The sequence below is a fragment of the Shewanella intestini genome, from assembly GCF_018221465.1.
GTDB lineage: Bacteria > Pseudomonadota > Gammaproteobacteria > Enterobacterales > Shewanellaceae > Shewanella > Shewanella intestini.
In genome coordinates this window covers 74,756-90,152 of record NZ_JAAIKR010000010.1, presented here as the reverse complement: position 1 = coordinate 90,152, position 15,397 = coordinate 74,756, and the positions used below count along the sequence as shown (strand labels likewise).

The window sequence follows — 15,397 nt, the reverse complement described above, 5'->3', positions numbered from 1 at the left end:
CAAGTAGTAGGAAAGATCAAATGAGCAAAAGTAAAAAATATGATTTTCGTGTTGTGAAACTAGAATCAACATGGAAAACAGAAATTACCCGTAAAATGACAGCGACCAAAACCGTAGTATCTAAAAGTCATGATGGTTTTGCCACTGAAGCAGAAGCAAAAGCATGGGGCGAAGAAGCATTATCTGGCTTTTTAGCAAAACAAGTTGAACGTAATCAACGTAAAACGGCTAAGCATTTAAAAGCGAAATCGTTAGCAGATGCGATTGCGGCTGAAGCGATGACGGACGAGCTTGATGAAGACGATTTAGCAGGCTAACGTTAATATTACGCTATATTACATTAGCGCTAGATTTAAAGATTTGTTTATTTGTAATATTTTCAGTAGGGTATATTGATTAAATCATCTTCAACGGTGGTTAAGTTACAAATCGCACACAGGGACGCAGCAAATGAAAACATGGGTAGCTTATGCCGTTATCGGGGGACTTATGACATTAAGTACTTCTTTTTGTGTGAGCGCCAATGATAAAAAACCTGCGTATTCCCTGCCTGATGTCAACGACGTTGATGGTATTCAACAAGTTGAAATGCCTAAAAATGTTCAACAACTTACCCGGTTTGCAAAACAGTTTGGTTTCCTTCCTCCGCCAAGCTGGCGTCTGGCCTTTCATGAAATTCTAGGTGATATGTTCATGGCTGAATTTATTCCCGGCAACGAATCTTTAAATGATTGGAGCGGCATGGTGTGCATGCAAGGTTTTAAAGGCTTAGCAAATGACATTAATCCTGAACGGTTTCTCGATACCATGGCCGATAAGTACCGTGAGCATTGTGAAGGTGAAATTATTTATCAAAAACTGGGATCGTCTAAATTAGATGACTTAAATGCAGTGCATGGCATTCTAGGCTGTACTGTAATGCCAAATATTCATCATGCCACCCCTTTTGCAAATGAAGCGTTTACCAGCAAGCTTAAAGGCGAAATTGGTTACTTCACCGTAGTGAGTGGATCTGAAGATATGTATCTTATTCATAAATCACAACGTACGGACACATTCTCAATTGAAAATGCGCCATTAACGGCTGAAAATTATCAACAATTTATGCTGCAAGATTAACTCTGACATCCCTTCTGTCATCCTTAAATCGCCTTTGTTACCGCGATGTTTTTATTGTTAAATTAGTGCTTCCTAAATATCCATCTCTGTATATAATATCGCCTGTTATATTTCTCTGGATAGAGAAATAATAAGTCAATCTTTTGTGGTGCTGATAACTGATAAGTTATTGGATAATCGGGAAAATAGTGCAAAGCTGTTACTGCCCCCGCAACGGTGAATGGTAAAAGTTTAAGGCGTGCATATGACGTTAATCTTAAACTTGTTTGAGCATGCTCATGTAACCTAAGTCCGGAGACCGGCCCTAAAGATGATTTCGATGATTTCGATGATTTCGGTGGGCAGATCTCGAAGTGTAATATGCCTAAATAGACTTAAATTAGTTATTTTTGTGTATATTACGGCGCTCCTGCCCCATTTTTCCTTTTAGGAGTTAAAGGTAAATGGGTACTAAATTAACGTTAACAGCAGTTGCCATTACTGCTGTGTTCAGTTTCACCTCCGCTCATGTGGGCGCACAAACACCTGTCACTCAATCGGCAACGGATGAGACCATGGAAAATATAGTGGTCATTGGCCGTAGCGAAACCACACCAATGAACATGGCCGCTAATGTCACCGTAATTGATTCAGCTGAAATTCAATTAAGCGGGGCGACAAACGTCACTAACTTATTGCGTAATCGCAGCGGGATTCAAGTGGCTGACAATGGCTCGGGGGCAACCTTTTCAATGCGTGGTTTTAGTGCTTCTGGTGCGAGTAATAACACCTTGATCATGGTTGATGGGCGTCGATTAAATAACATTGATATCGCCGCGCCCAGTATCGACTCTGTACCGTTAAATCAAGTTGAACGAATTGAAATCCTCTCTGGGTCTGCAGGGGTGATATATGGCGATCAAGCGGTAGGCGGGGTGATTAATATCATCACCAAAGCGCCTAACGGTAGCGGCGGTGGGTTACAGCTGTCAGGTGGCAGCTTTAATACTTATGAAGTTAAAGGTGATATTGCAGGAGAGATCTCAGCTAATTGGCGTTACTTTTTAGCTGGTAGTCATCTTAAGTCAGATAATTATCGTCAAAATAATGAAAATAAAACTGGCTCAATTTTAGGGCGTATTCAATACAAAGATGACGCACAAGACTTTTTTGTTGAGTCGAACTATTTTGATGATTATCGCCAAGTGCCAGGGGCATTAACACAAAGCGAATATCAGCTTGATCCTCGTTTGTCTAACAACACCTCAATTAATGACTCGCATCAGATGACGACATCTGTGCGCTCAGGTTATCAAAGACAACTTAGTCAGCAATGGGCTGTAAATGTCGAAGCAAGTTATACCGACACGCTTAGTACTGCCAATATTTTTGGTCCGAGTACCAATGAACGCAGTCAGTTTAGCTTTTTACCGAAAGCCATTGGTAAATATGTTCTAGACCATGGTGAGATGACATTGATCGGCGGCGTTGACTTGCTAATCGGAAAAGCAGATTTTGATTCAGCTTATACCGTTAGAAACAACACTCAAACAATGACAAGTGCATTTGTGCAAGCAACTGTGCCACTTACAGCGCAATTATCTTATGTCGTCGGTGGTCGCTATAGCGATGTGAGCGATGATTTAACCGACAGAACCTTATATCCAACAGGAGTAACGCTAGACAATGACGCTCATGCATTTGAATTAGGGCTAAATTTTAGACCTAACCGGCATCAGCGTTTTTATATCCGCGCAGATGATAATTTTCGATTCGCTAAAATCGATGAGCAAGCCTTTACCCCAATAACTACGTTTGGCTTAGACCCACAGACCGGGCGCTCTTATGAAGCAGGATGGGACTGGACAACTAGCGCTCAAACCTTAAGCCTTAATGTGTATCGTTTAGACTTAGAAGATGAAATTGTTTATGACGGTAGCCGCACCGACGGCCCAACAGGTAGCGGTGCCAACATTAATGCCGATGCTTCAAAACGTTATGGAGTGAGTGGGCAATATAAGCTTAATTTTGCTAAAGACTGGTTGCTTGGCGTTGAATATAACTACATTGATGCTGAGTTTACTGAAGGTGAAAATCAAGGCAATGCGTTGTCATGGGTAGCAGAGCACTCAGGGCGTAGTTTTCTCAGTTATGATTTGAATGATAATTGGCAATTTTTTGCTGAAGGAGTCTATACCGCGGAGCGTTATATGGAAGGCGATAATGGCAATGTGGGTGAAAAACTATCAAGTTATCTATTAACTCATCTTTCGATAAATTTTCAACAACATAATTGGCAAGCAAGTTTACGTGTCGACAATCTTACCGATAAAAAATATGTTGCAGCAGGTTATTTTTCTGTTTGGGGCAGTGGCTTTTATGCTGGGACAGGGCGTGAGGTTCGGTTAACTGCAGGATATCGTTTCTAAGTTATACTATTTGTTGTTCATCGATTACCAAGCCAACATAAATTTGTTGGCTTTTTTATTTTCTTTGTACAGAATGCTTGACCTAGTATCAGGTTAGTCGCTAAATTCGGTTGCAATATAAAGTTACAAGGTGCTCAGCAAATATGACGACACTCGAGCAAGATGTTTATGATCAAGTCCGCGCAATTATTTCTAATGAAGAACAGGTGCTTGGTCGCAGAGATATACTCACACCATTAAAAAAAGCCCTAATTAATGAAGCTGATATTCGTATTGTTATTGATACGGTTTCAGCAGATCCTGCGCTAGCAGCGCACTTGTTAATTAGAGCCAATACCGCGCAAGCAGCTGGTGTTGTGCAATCAAAAAACCGCAGTGTTAAAGATGCGCTAATTCGCTTAGGGCAAGTGAATATCTATCGTTATGCATTTGCATTTTATTTAAAAGAACGCCTTGACTCACTTGATGAGCCTTACCGTAAATTAGTGCACGGTTACTGGCAGTTAACTGAAGATATTGCCGTATCATCGTTAGAGGTGTTAAGGCAGGAAGAAGATGCAGGCAACAAATTAGCGATCGATGCTGATGAAGTTCAAACATTAGCGTTATTTAGTGTGTTTGGTCAGGTCATTACCTTAACGGCATTTGCTTACTTAAACGCAGACGCAGAACCCCCATTGTCACTACGAATTGTGAAAGCCATTATCGATAAACAACAGCAAATTTTATCTGTTGAGGCATTTGAATCATTAGGTCTAGATGAAGAGTTGCGTAGTGAATTTATGATTGCTCATAACCTTGCGCAAACACAAAACCCCAATTCGGCTGGGCTAGTGTTACGCAAAGTATTGTCTAAACGTGGTTTATTAATTAACCCGTTGTAATTTAATACCTTCTTGGGCAACGAGTTCAAACCATTTATTAATAAGGTTGGTATTTGTGGCATTACGTCGGTAAGCACCAAATAGCGGCCTTGTGAGTCCTTCATTACCTAATTTCAATGCTTTTAGGCTCATGCCTTGTCCTTCATTAATCGACCAATTCGGCAATGTTGTCACTCCGTCATTACAAGCAACCCGTTGCAATAACATTGGCGTTAACTCACATTGTTTTTGCACCCCATGCTCTACCCCCGCAGGTTCAAGAAAGTGCTTATACAAATCTAATTTAGTGATGGCAACGGGATAACTGATAATCGGTTGTTGGGCTAATTGAGCTGGGTAAACGACAGACTGAGAAGCTAACTCATGTTCAGTAGATACCAATAGTTTCACTTCAAAGTCGAATAAGTGTTGATATGCGATGGTGTGCCCTGGAACAGGATCTGAGCTCAACACAATGTCTAACTCACCTGTTTCTAATGCGTTTAAAGAGTCAAATGCATAACGGCTTGAAATATCAATCTGTGCTTGTGGTTCAATTAATTTGAATTTTTCAATAACAGGCATTAACCATTTAAAGCAACTATGGCATTCAATGCCGAGCTTAAACTGTTGGGTTTCACCTTCTAAGCCACGTTTTAAATCAGACTCAGTCTCAATGACTTTTGGTAAAATTTCTTCAGCGAGGTTCAGTAGCCGAGCACCTTCATGCGTGAACGCCAGTGGTTTACTCTTACGCACGAAAATAGCTGAGTTTATTCGGGTTTCAAGTTCTTTAATTTGATGCGACAAAGCTGATTGTGTCACGAAACGTTTCTTTGCCGCTCCAGCTAAACTGCCGCTCTCTTTTAGCGCCATTAAAGTACGAAGGTGTCTTAGCTCTATCATATTATCTCCACATGAATTTTGTTCACGTCACCATTGAAATCAAGTCGATTGATGAGGTTAAGACTATCACAACAAACTTCTAGACGTCCAGACGCCTGCGTTGCTTTTTTACATAAAAGTAACATGTAATAATTGTTAAGGGCGTATTTAGTATGAAAGTTACAACATTAGGCTCTCTATGAATGGGTCATCAACGGGAATTAACACTTGCTTTAGAGCAATATTGGCGTGGTGAAATTAATCAAAACTAATGTCAATAAGTGGCTTTAGCATTAAAACCCTCATTGGCCATGGGAAGTTGGTGCAGCAATTGACTCAGTTGCAGTGGATGACTTTGCTTATTACGATGACGTGCTAACAAAAGTAAGTGAGCTTAGCTGAGCGTGACTTTACGCGTTCACAAACATTTGAGCTAAGATAACTCACGCAGCAACAAGCGTTAAACTTGCCGCCATGACCAATAATCAGTGATTTTTGCAAATGCCATCCATTAGATGGGGACATAATCGTTGGCGCAAGGGGGAAATTGAACAAGCGCAATACCAAACCCAATTAAAAAGGTGATTAAAAATACCATTGAACGACAGTCGCGATAGGGGATAGATGTGTTAGTTCATGGTGAGGCTAAGCATGATGATATGGTTGCGTATTTTGAACAATGGCTTAATGACTTAATGGCTTAATGGGTTGGCCTTTACCGAAAATATTTGGAAGCAACATTATTGTTCATGCGGCGTTAAACCGCCATTGCTCCATGTTGATATCGAGTTTGCAGGCGATGACCTTTGAATGGAGAACTTACGCCCCAAGCTTAATGAATAAACCTTTAAAAGGCATCTTGACTGGGTTGGTGATCATTTTATATTGGTTATTCGCTCGTGAAGATATTTATTCACCAAATATCTCTCAAGTTGTTGATATTATTAACCGTATTTAAAAAACTATTGATAAGAACCTGCTTGAATGATTGTAAGGTAATCCAAATTGCACTTTAAAAACAGAGTGTTAGATTAAGTTTGAGCCAGCACATTGTTAATGTTGTTAGTACAACAAAAACATTCATAAGTGAATATTGTTAACAATTCACACACAGATTTAAAGAGAGAACCTGTGATTTGGATTCACTTTTTGTATAAAATTGATCGAAGATCAATAAAATAAAAAATTAGTAAAATTAGCACTTTATCTAGATGAACTTTCCATATTACTTTAGAGTCATATTGATACAAGCAATCGCTAGCGCACATTAAACGCGATGAGTGATGCATGCCTTTAGTGATTAAATTTTGGGGAGGAAATATGTTTTTGAAGCGATTAACAGCAATGCTTATACTGTGTTTATTATGTTTGCCTATTTCCGCTTTTGCTCAGGCAACATTTTCTTATGATTTAGTGACAGCGGCATCACAAGGATATGCATTAACGGATGTTCAGGTACTTGATCATCGATGCGTTTACCAATCTCTTCCGATCTGTAGTGGTAAATCACTCTTTTATCCGTTGGCATTTTGGGGCATTTTATTGTCACTCTTACCTTTTTTAGTACGCTTAGTTTATATTGGCCTTGAGCTGCCTAAATTACCTCGTCCAAAACGCTAAAAAACGTAAGCCTACATTGTTGATGATGTAGGCAATAACTCGTCTTGTTAATAAATCCGTATTTAGTTTACTTATTATAAATATCCGTTCAGCGGCAAATAGTCGTCTGTGTTACCTGAGTTTATCGCGCCGCAACTTATCCTTTCGCTTTATTTCGGTTATTTACTTATTTAGCCCTTTGCTTTACAGGTACGGCATCAACGCTACCTAACATGCATTAAGCATCTCGGGGCATACCGCGCTGAACGGTTCTTATCACTCGTTGAGTTTTTCGGTTTATGCTTGCTTGTTGTTGACGCTGCTTTGTAAGTGCCCAGTCGATATGCTCGATGACCATTTCATCAACTTCTTGGCTGTTTTTTTTGTGCTCTAATGCCGATACGATTGCATCGTTAAAAGGGGCATTTCCTAGTGCAACTGCAATGTTGCGTAGCCAACGTCTATGGCCAATACGCCGAATTGCACTCCCTTGAGTGAGTGACAAAAAAGTGGTTTCATCCCAAGAAAATAAATTGAGTAAATCGGGTTGAATTAGCTTTTCACGGGTATGGAAATCATTTTCTTGAGTTAATGGTGTCTGACCATTAAAAGGGCAAACAAGTTGGCAGTCATCGCAACCATATATGCGGTTACCTATTGCTTCTCTAAACTCCAGCGGAATGGCGTCTTGTAATTCAATCGTTAGGTAAGATATGCAGCGCCTGCCATCAACAACGCCATCTTCAACAATGGCATTGGTTGGGCATGACTTAATGCATGCCACGCATTGATTGCATTGCGGCGTTATCGCTTTATCAGTTGGCAGCGCAATATCGACCAACAGCTCACCTAAAAAGAACCAACTACCAGCTTGTGGGTCGATTAATAATGAATGTTTGCCAGTCCAACCTAAACCTGCATTATCACCTAGTTGGCGTTCTAAAATTGGGGCGGAATCAACAAAGGGACGAAAGTTATGATGGCTTGAATGAAGCTGTTCGCAATGGGATGAGATCCGCTCTCCAAGCTTTTTAAGACGTTGGCGCATGAGTTTATGATAATCACGCCCACCGGCATACCGCGAGATATAACCTAAATTGGGATCGGCTAAATTAACGGCAAAGCCTGCATTAGGCGGTAAGTAGTCCATACGGGCACTGATCACTCTAATTGTTCCTGGGTGTAATTCAGCAGGCCGTGCGCGCATCATGCCGTGATTGGCCATATAAGCCATTTCACCGTGATATTGGTTATCTAGCCAGCTTTGCAGTTTGGGTTCGTGTGCCGATAAATCAATATCGGTAATGCCAATATTTGCAAACCCAAGTTCTTGCCCCCAGCGTTTAATCTGCTGCGCAAGCTCAATTAACTGGGCGTCAGTTAATTGTGGTTTCGGTTCTATATTGATTGGATGGCTATCTGCGGGTGTGTGGGTCATGACTTAGGGCCTGTTAAGAACTCAGGCAAATTATAGCGGTTACAAGGTATTTTTTACGACTATTTATCGTCAAAATTGGCTTGAACCGCGCAATGATAGCTACCAAGGCCACGAAATGCTGTATTATTCTGCAACGACACAGTTGCGTCCAGATGCTTTGGCTGAGTAAAGGGCTTTATCCGCTTTTAATAATAATGGGGTTAAAGTGGTTTCGTTTTCTAAGGTGCTCACCCCCGCGCTGACGGTTTGGCTTAACCCCGGAGCAACTTGATTCCAGTCATATTTCTCAATAGTCAAAATTAATCGTTTGGCAATTTCAACGGCGGTATTTTTATTGATATTAGGCAATAGAATGAGAAATTCTTCACCGCCAACTCGGCCAACAATATCACTGTCACGCATCATGGTCGCGGTAAGCTCGGCCAGCTTCATTAATACCTTATCTCCAGTGTCATGACCTAATGCGTCATTCACTGCTTTAAAATGATCAGCATCAAATGAAATAATCGACAATGGCTTATTTTGACTAATAGCTTGTTTTAAAAATCGATGCCCATGGCTATAGGTGTCACGGCGATTGGATAACCCTGTTAGTTCATCAGTTAATGCAAGTTGGCGGAAGGTACGTTGTTTAATTAATGATTTATAAGCAAAAATAGATAAGAAAACCAAAATAATCGAACTTAAAATTATCACAATAATTTGCAATACATCGTTACGTTCCATCATCATTAAACGTTGCTCTTTAGCCTCAGCAGCTTTGAGCAATAATTGATTTTCTCGTTTAATTTTTGACGTGTCAAAACGCGCCTGCATTTCTGCGTTACGTTCATCTAGTAGCTTTTGGTCAAGTTTTTTGTGAGTCACTAAATATTGCTGCAATGCTATGTATGCTTGGTGCCACTGTTCATTACTGGCATGAACTTGACTGGTGAGCATTTCAACATCGCTAATGCCACGTTGATTGTTATTTTTTACAAACGCTTCAAGCGAACGGTTTAATAGTTTAAGGGCTTTTGTTGGCTGATTTTCATGGTGTGCTAATTGCGCTTGGGTATAGGTTAAATAACTGTATGGGGCGCTGAAATCACTCGGAATATTATCTTTTTCTTGCTCAATTAATAACTTAGCTTGGCTGAACTTACCTTGTTTTATATATTCACTAGCGATGCTGATTGCCATGTCGGCTGCCAGTATTGGGTCTTCATTATCGATGGCAAATTGACGTGATTTTTTAAAGCGTTTAATTGCCTCATCGTAACGCTTTAATGTACTTAATGAATAACCAATTTGAATACTAAGTTCATTGGCATCAAATATTTTATCATCGTCAATATAGCGTTGCTCTAGTTGTTTTTGATATTTCAATGCCGTAGTGGCATCACCAAAGCGACGATAGGTAGCGGCTAGCTCACCTAAGTTATATGTTGCCCAATAAGGCATATTGATTGATTCATACAGTTGCTGTGCGGTGATTAAATCTTCTAAAGCCGCGCTGTAATTACCTTGATAAGAATACATTGAACCGCGAATACTGCGCCCGTCAGCAATGAGGCGAGGGTTTTCTATTTGGTAGGCACTGTTGATGGCAAAGTTAAGGTCTTTATGAGCACTTTGCGTGTAAGAGTTTAATTGTTTATACCAACCTCGACACAAATGTAAGTCAGTTAATATGGTTGATGGATAGGGCTTAGCGTAAACCAATATTTGTGTATCAGCGTAAGCAATGGCTTGATCAACTTCTTGAGTGGTATTGCTAGGTTGATACCAACAAACATTACGGACATAACGTTTTTTACGTTGAATATCATCAGGTTGCAGCAGGGTTTCTAATTCATTAAAAAGAGGTTGGTATTCCTCTTGGTCGGTAATGCCATTTTCTAACGCAAGTAAAATAACGTCAGCGCGTTGCTGTTTATCATTTCTGGATTCAAAGTGAGTTTGTTCGAATTGATCAGCACTTGCCTGAGCACACAATGCAATGATGGTACTTAAATAAACAAGTATGAGTACTTTATTTAGGATAGATAAATGCAACAATGTTTATGCTCTTAATAAAAAATGTGATGGTTTTATATGGTTGTAGAATTTAATCAACGGTGATTGTTTTTGCCGCGTAGTAAACATACCTAACCATGACTTTTGCTTGCAACGAGACACCTTTGTGTTGTTGATGAATCAGGGTGTCTTAACTCGATTATTGTGCTGGCGGCTATGTTAATCAGTGTGATAAATAACACTTTGATTGTTATAAATTTATAGCGTTAAATGTATTATAGCGTGAAACATTCTCGGCGGTGAAGTCTTTCTATGATGGTTTATCAATGTGTAACATGTATTGCTTTGTACTGGTGTTTAGCGTTAGCATCCGCAGCAATTTTAACGGTGAAGTGAATGATGATGCTTAAAAAAACGAGTGCAATATTAACGCTTACTCTGTCGTTGATGACCCCAGTCGTCAGTGCGGGTAACCTTGAGCAATCTGGTGATGTGCTTCATCTTGCTTTGCCATTAACGGCATTGTCAGCAACGTTATTGATTGAAGATGATTATCAAGGTATGTGGCAATTAGCTGCAACGCTTGCATCTAGTCGTGTTGGCGTTGAAGCATTAAAATATACCGTTGATAAAGACCGTCCCGACGGAAGTGGTAATGATTCTTTTCCATCAGGACACAGCGCCGACAGCTTTGCTGCTGCGACCTTTATTTATCGTCGTTATGGCTGGGAATATGGCGTACCTGCATATGTGGCTTCAAGTTATGTGGCTTATAGCAGAGTGGCCAGTGACAAGCATGAAACCAGCGATGTGTTGGCGGGGGCGGCAATTGGCGCATTAGCCGGTTGGTATTTTACTCAGCCGTTTAAGGGCGTAAATATCACGCCGATTGCGTATAATGGCACTTATGGCGTTTATGTCAGCGGCCAATTTTAAAATAGAGAGAATACAATGAGTGAACAACAGCAGTATGCTGATACCGTAAAGCAAGTGTCATATAACGTATCAAATAAAGTGTTACCAATGACTAAAATGCCTGCGACTTTACTTGAAGCTTATGAGGGCTTATTGGCTGAATTATTGGCAGATAAAGCGGGTGAATTTCAACAATCTTGGGACGCACTGCCTGCCAGTGCACAAAAATTATTCTCCCAAGCGCAATTTCATGGTTTTTATATTGCCAATGCGTGGATGCAACTTAGCCGCGTAGCCCAAGAAATTGCTGATTCTGCTGAGTCAGAAGAAGAAATGAATGATAAAGAATATGACGGCGTTTTTGGGCGTTTAGCGCAAGCGTCATTAAAAGAAAGTTTACGTAAGCTTAAAAAAGCGCGCACCGATCGTTCTTTATTCAATAGCATTAAATTGGTGATGGCTGAGTAATTTAGCTGGCTAAAATGGTAAATTAAAACAGATTGAACAAATAAAAAATCCCAGCATAGATGCTGGGATTTTTTATTTTTCATTCCTGAACGCTGGCGCTTAAAACGAGGTTCGTTTATAGCGGCGATATTCAGGTTTCCAAAAGTTATCTTCAATAGATTGTTGCAATAACTCATCAGAACACGGTAAAGCATAACCTTGTTTAATGGCTGCTTTTGCCACCGCAAAGGCAATAAATTTACTCACAGATTGAATGTGTTCAAGATCCGGTAATAATGAACCTGTACCGTGTTGACCAAGTGGTGAGCACTCAGCTAATGCACGGCTTGAAGCCATCAGCATTTCATCAGACACACGGCTTGCACCGCAAGACAATACCCCAAGGCCTATACCCGGGAAAATAAATGAGTTGTTACATTGGGCAATTTGATAGGTGATGTCATTGACGACAACTGGCTCAAAAGGACTGCCTGTTGCAACTAAAGCTTCGCCATTAGTCCAATGCAGAATGTTTTTTGGGGTGGCTTCAACGCGGCTGGTCGGGTTAGATAGCGGAAACACAATTGGACGCGGACAATGTTGATGCATGGCACGTATGATTTCTTCGGTAAATAATCCTGGAGCACCAGATACACCAATTAATACCGTAGGCTTGGCATTGTTGACCACATCTAATAATGAAATATTCTCATCTGCTTTTTGCCAATGGGCTAATGCTTGTGCGCTTTGAGTGAGTTTTTGCTGGAAAGGTAATAAGTTAGGCATGCTATCTTGCAATAACCCCCAACGATCTACCATAAATACTTGCGCACGAGCTTGTGCCTCAGTAATGCCTTCTGAGACCATTTGAGCAATAATCGCTTCAGCTATACCGCAACCGGCACTGCCTGCACCAAGGAAGGTGATACGTTGCTCACATAATTGGGTTTTTGCGGCTTTGCAGGCAGCGAGCAACGACCCCACCGTCACAGCTGCTGTGCCTTGAATGTCATCATTAAAGGTACAGTATTGATCTTTGTAGCGCTCAAGCAATGGCATGGCATTTTTTTGCGCAAAATCTTCAAACTGAATTAAAGCTTCAGGCCAGCGACGATGAACTGCCTGCATAAATTCTTCAACAAAGTCATTATATTCTTGGCCTGCGATACGCTGATGTCGCCATCCCATGTACATTGGGTCTTCAAGAAGATGTGGGTTATCGGTACCAACATCTAAGGTAATTGGTAAACAATAAGCCGGACTGATACCACCACAGCTGGTATATAGTGACAATTTACCAATTGGAATTCCCATGCCGCCAATGCCTTGATCTCCTAAGCCTAAAATGCGCTCACCGTCTGTGAGCACAATGACTTTTACTTTTTGACGTGTCGCATTGTTAAGCATTTCTTCAATGCGATCTTTATTGGGGTAAGAAATAAATAAGCCCCGATTTCTGCGATAATCTTTTGAAAAACGCTCACACGCCAATCCGACTGTCGGGGTGTAGATAATAGGCATCATTTCACTTATGTGATTGTGCACGAGTCGGTAAAACAGCGTTTCGTTAGTGTCTTGAATATTTCGCAGATAAATGTGCTTGTCGAGGTCGTTATTGAAGTTGGTATATTGCTGATATGCGCGTTCAACTTGTTCTTCAATTGTCTCTATTTCCCAAGGGATGAGCCCTTCAAGGTTAAAGAAAATACGCTCTTCTTCACTAAATCCCGTTCCTTTATTAAGTAAAGGAGATTCAAGAATGGCAGGGCCTGCAAAAGGAAGATAGAGAGGGCGTTTGTTATCGTCCATGGGGAAACCTTACTGTTTAATTTTATTCGTTTTTGGCTTTAATTTGATTGGGCGTAGATTACCACGTCTCATTATCTTTGTGGTCTGTTTAGTGATCTATTTCACGTTTTTTATTGATGCCATTGTGCAATAAAAGTGTTTATAGCAAAAAAAGCGCAGTTTGCACTGCGCGTTAATTCAACTAAAGGTGAGTGATTCACTCATCACACCTTTTATAAAAGCGGCATTACATGCCACGATGTTTAATTGACAAGCCTTTAAGGAAGTTACGGAGCATTTGGTCGCCGCAAGCCTTAAAGTTTTTATGACTGGGATTTCTAAACAACGCGCCAAGTTCTGACTTTGAAGTCGTGAAGTCGGCTAATGCTAAAATGGCAGTAATATCTTCTTCGCGTAATTCCAAAGCAATACGCAACTTTTTGAAAATAAGGTTGTTATTAAGTTGCTTAACCGGCGCAGGTAGTTCAGCACCCTCTTTTAATCCGCGGTTTGTAATAATCAGCCCATCTAAAAACTGACACATTACTGTGTCATTGCAGGGCTGGTAGCCTTCATCTTGTTCTTTTTTCAATAGGGCAATGACTTGTTCTGTTGTCAATGCTTTATCGGCTTTTGCAAAAATATCAATGACTTTGCTATTAGAAAAGTCGAATACAAAACGGATACGACGAAGAATATCGTTGTTTAACATAGGTCTCTTTACGCGGCTGCGCTGTGGTGGAATAAGGCGGTATTATAGCCTTTATCGCTTGTAGAAACAGTATTTTTGACGTTGTTTCTCGCATCCATATTCACTTGCGGTAATTCATGGCTTAATCTCGATGATAGCGCGGTTTACGGCGGTGCTTTTAAGGCATGAATACATGTTATTTATTGATATGTTTAGGCTTAGGTAAACTGTTTACAGCCCGGCTGGCATTAGTGGCAAATTTACGCGCCATGGTTGGTCATTGAACGTGAAGGCGAAAAGTGCACCGTTATCGTTACTGTTAAGGGCAAAATAACTGTTAAAGATGAACTAAGCCTAATGACGACAAGGTTCAGTTAGTGGCAAGATGGCTTATCGTTGATGATAACGCGGTTACTTGTGATATAAACGACTAAGTTAACGGCAACCATCAATCTGTAAGCCCGCCTGTTTTTAGGTGGCGTTAAGTGGCAAAGCCATTTTTTCGTCTATTTTTTAAGGAATTGCAATGATCACTCTTTATGGTACACCACGTAGCCGAGTACTGCGGGTGTCATGGTTATTAGAAGAGTTAGGCTTGAATTGGGAGTTTTGTTTTTTAAATTTTGCTGAAGGTGATAATCGCAGTGAGTCCTACTTAGCGATGAACCCTAGCGGTAAAATGCCCGTACTAAAAGACGGTGATATTGTGTTGACCGAATCTGCGGCTATTATGCAGTATTTGTCTGAGCGTTACGGTGAAGGGGCATTTTTGCCAGCGCCAGGAACGGCCTTAGCTGCGCAGCATCACCGCTGGGTGAGTTTTATTATTACGGAGTTAGAACAGCCACTTTGGAGTATGGGTAAACATAAATTTGCTTTACCAGAAAACCTACGTTTGGTTGAGATGCTTGCGGTCGCGAAATATGAGTTTGATAAAGCGGCTGAAATTGCCGAGCAATGGATCCCTGAAAGAGGTTTTTTATTGGGTGATACGATTACCAATTGCGATATTTTATTAGCGCAAACCTTAATGTGGGCGACGTTGTTTGAGCAAGATATTCCGCCAAAGATGGCGGCGTTTAGAGACCGTTTGCAACATCGCCCAGCCTTAGCCAGTGCATTGCAAAAAACGCAAGCCATAGCTAAAGCGGCTAAAGAGAAGATTAGTTAATTCTAACGTAAACTCAGCCAAGTCCCTTCTGTGAAATAAAGCGTTAACGCAATTTAGTCGCAATGTATTAACCGC

General features: G+C 40.7%; 15 protein-coding genes and 1 riboswitch. Of the genes, 10 read left to right on the top strand and 5 right to left on the bottom strand.

Annotated elements, in window-relative coordinates:
- Positions 1–20 precede the first annotated feature (20 nt).
- From G3R48_RS11120 to G3R48_RS11105, 4 genes are all read left to right on the top strand, one after another.
- Positions 21–317: a DUF3622 domain-containing protein gene (locus G3R48_RS11120; RefSeq protein WP_153664083.1), complete on the top strand. Its 297-nt coding sequence runs from the start codon at positions 21–23 to the stop codon at positions 315–317.
- Between the two features lie 133 nt (positions 318–450).
- A complete protein-coding gene (locus G3R48_RS11115; protein WP_153664081.1) occupies positions 451–1,119 on the top strand; it encodes a hypothetical protein in 669 nt (222 codons plus the stop codon).
- Between the two features lie 129 nt (positions 1,120–1,248).
- A riboswitch (cobalamin riboswitch) is annotated at positions 1,249–1,440 on the top strand.
- Between the two features lie 122 nt (positions 1,441–1,562).
- On the top strand, positions 1,563–3,527 hold the full coding sequence (locus G3R48_RS11110) for a TonB-dependent receptor (RefSeq protein WP_153664079.1): 1,965 nt from the start codon (positions 1,563–1,565) through the stop codon (positions 3,525–3,527).
- Between the two features lie 143 nt (positions 3,528–3,670).
- Entirely contained in the window at positions 3,671–4,411 is a 741-nt protein-coding gene (locus tag G3R48_RS11105; RefSeq protein ID WP_153664077.1) for an HDOD domain-containing protein, read from the top strand.
- Here G3R48_RS11105 and G3R48_RS11100 read toward each other — a convergent pair.
- Entirely contained in the window at positions 4,394–5,296 is a 903-nt protein-coding gene (locus G3R48_RS11100; protein WP_153664075.1) for a LysR family transcriptional regulator, read from the bottom strand. The genes G3R48_RS11105 and G3R48_RS11100 overlap by 18 nt on opposite strands.
- Positions 5,297–5,901: 605 nt before the next feature.
- Between G3R48_RS11100 and G3R48_RS17420 the strand changes: the two genes are divergently transcribed.
- From G3R48_RS17420 to G3R48_RS11090, 3 genes are all read left to right on the top strand, one after another.
- Entirely contained in the window at positions 5,902–5,979 is a 78-nt protein-coding gene (locus tag G3R48_RS17420; protein ID WP_380713777.1) for a hypothetical protein, read from the top strand.
- Positions 5,979–6,233 (top strand): hypothetical protein, encoded by a 255-nt coding sequence (locus tag G3R48_RS11095; protein ID WP_153664073.1) that lies wholly within the window; start codon positions 5,979–5,981, stop codon positions 6,231–6,233. Before G3R48_RS17420 ends, G3R48_RS11095 begins: the two co-directional genes overlap by 1 nt.
- A gap of 362 nt (positions 6,234–6,595) precedes the next feature.
- Positions 6,596–6,895, top strand: coding sequence for a hypothetical protein (locus tag G3R48_RS11090; RefSeq protein WP_153664071.1), 300 nt, complete (start codon positions 6,596–6,598; stop codon positions 6,893–6,895).
- A gap of 217 nt (positions 6,896–7,112) precedes the next feature.
- Here the strand turns inward: G3R48_RS11090 and queG are convergent, their stop codons facing one another.
- On the bottom strand, positions 7,113–8,312 hold the full coding sequence (queG, locus tag G3R48_RS11085) for a tRNA epoxyqueuosine(34) reductase QueG (RefSeq protein WP_153664069.1): 1,200 nt from the start codon (positions 8,310–8,312) through the stop codon (positions 7,113–7,115).
- A gap of 123 nt (positions 8,313–8,435) precedes the next feature.
- The gene (locus tag G3R48_RS11080) at positions 8,436–10,352 is read right to left on the bottom strand and encodes a tetratricopeptide repeat-containing diguanylate cyclase (RefSeq protein WP_153664067.1); all 1,917 of its coding nucleotides are present in this window, start codon (positions 10,350–10,352) and stop codon (positions 8,436–8,438) included.
- Between the two features lie 405 nt (positions 10,353–10,757).
- Here G3R48_RS11080 and G3R48_RS11075 point away from each other — a divergent pair, with 405 nt between their 5' ends.
- Complete coding sequence (locus tag G3R48_RS11075) at positions 10,758–11,246, top strand: phosphatase PAP2 family protein (RefSeq protein WP_228497447.1); 489 nt, start codon at positions 10,758–10,760, stop codon at positions 11,244–11,246.
- Positions 11,247–11,261: 15 nt separating this feature from the next.
- Positions 11,262–11,693: a DUF3069 domain-containing protein gene (locus G3R48_RS11070; RefSeq protein ID WP_153664065.1), complete on the top strand. Its 432-nt coding sequence runs from the start codon at positions 11,262–11,264 to the stop codon at positions 11,691–11,693.
- Positions 11,694–11,792: 99 nt separating this feature from the next.
- Here the strand turns inward: G3R48_RS11070 and G3R48_RS11065 are convergent, their stop codons facing one another.
- A complete protein-coding gene (locus G3R48_RS11065; protein ID WP_153664064.1) occupies positions 11,793–13,481 on the bottom strand; it encodes an NAD-dependent malic enzyme in 1,689 nt (562 codons plus the stop codon).
- Between the two features lie 226 nt (positions 13,482–13,707).
- Entirely contained in the window at positions 13,708–14,172 is a 465-nt protein-coding gene (locus G3R48_RS11060; RefSeq protein ID WP_153664062.1) for a YehS family protein, read from the bottom strand.
- A 505-nt stretch (positions 14,173–14,677) separates the two neighbouring features.
- Between G3R48_RS11060 and G3R48_RS11055 the strand changes: the two genes are divergently transcribed.
- The gene (locus tag G3R48_RS11055; protein ID WP_153664060.1) at positions 14,678–15,322 is read left to right on the top strand and encodes a glutathione S-transferase family protein; all 645 of its coding nucleotides are present in this window, start codon (positions 14,678–14,680) and stop codon (positions 15,320–15,322) included.
- Positions 15,323–15,397 lie beyond the last annotated feature (75 nt).

Excerpts from the sequence above, each read along its gene's own strand:
- G3R48_RS11120 (WP_153664083.1), top strand. The coding sequence starts at position 21 with ATGAGCAAAAGTAAAAAATATGATTTTCGTGTTGTGAAACTAGAATCA.
- G3R48_RS11115 (WP_153664081.1), top strand. The coding sequence starts at position 451 with ATGAAAACATGGGTAGCTTATGCCGTTATCGGGGGACTTATGACATTA.
- G3R48_RS11110 (WP_153664079.1), top strand. The coding sequence starts at position 1,563 with ATGGGTACTAAATTAACGTTAACAGCAGTTGCCATTACTGCTGTGTTC.
- G3R48_RS11105 (WP_153664077.1), top strand. The coding sequence starts at position 3,671 with ATGACGACACTCGAGCAAGATGTTTATGATCAAGTCCGCGCAATTATT.
- G3R48_RS11100 (WP_153664075.1), bottom strand. The coding sequence starts at position 5,296 with ATGATAGAGCTAAGACACCTTCGTACTTTAATGGCGCTAAAAGAGAGC.
- G3R48_RS11095 (WP_153664073.1), top strand. The coding sequence starts at position 5,979 with ATGGGTTGGCCTTTACCGAAAATATTTGGAAGCAACATTATTGTTCAT.
- G3R48_RS11090 (WP_153664071.1), top strand. The coding sequence starts at position 6,596 with ATGTTTTTGAAGCGATTAACAGCAATGCTTATACTGTGTTTATTATGT.
- queG (WP_153664069.1), bottom strand. The coding sequence starts at position 8,312 with ATGACCCACACACCCGCAGATAGCCATCCAATCAATATAGAACCGAAA.
- G3R48_RS11075 (WP_228497447.1), top strand. The coding sequence starts at position 10,758 with ATGACCCCAGTCGTCAGTGCGGGTAACCTTGAGCAATCTGGTGATGTG.
- G3R48_RS11070 (WP_153664065.1), top strand. The coding sequence starts at position 11,262 with ATGAGTGAACAACAGCAGTATGCTGATACCGTAAAGCAAGTGTCATAT.
- G3R48_RS11065 (WP_153664064.1), bottom strand. The coding sequence starts at position 13,481 with ATGGACGATAACAAACGCCCTCTCTATCTTCCTTTTGCAGGCCCTGCC.
- G3R48_RS11060 (WP_153664062.1), bottom strand. The coding sequence starts at position 14,172 with ATGTTAAACAACGATATTCTTCGTCGTATCCGTTTTGTATTCGACTTT.
- G3R48_RS11055 (WP_153664060.1), top strand. The coding sequence starts at position 14,678 with ATGATCACTCTTTATGGTACACCACGTAGCCGAGTACTGCGGGTGTCA.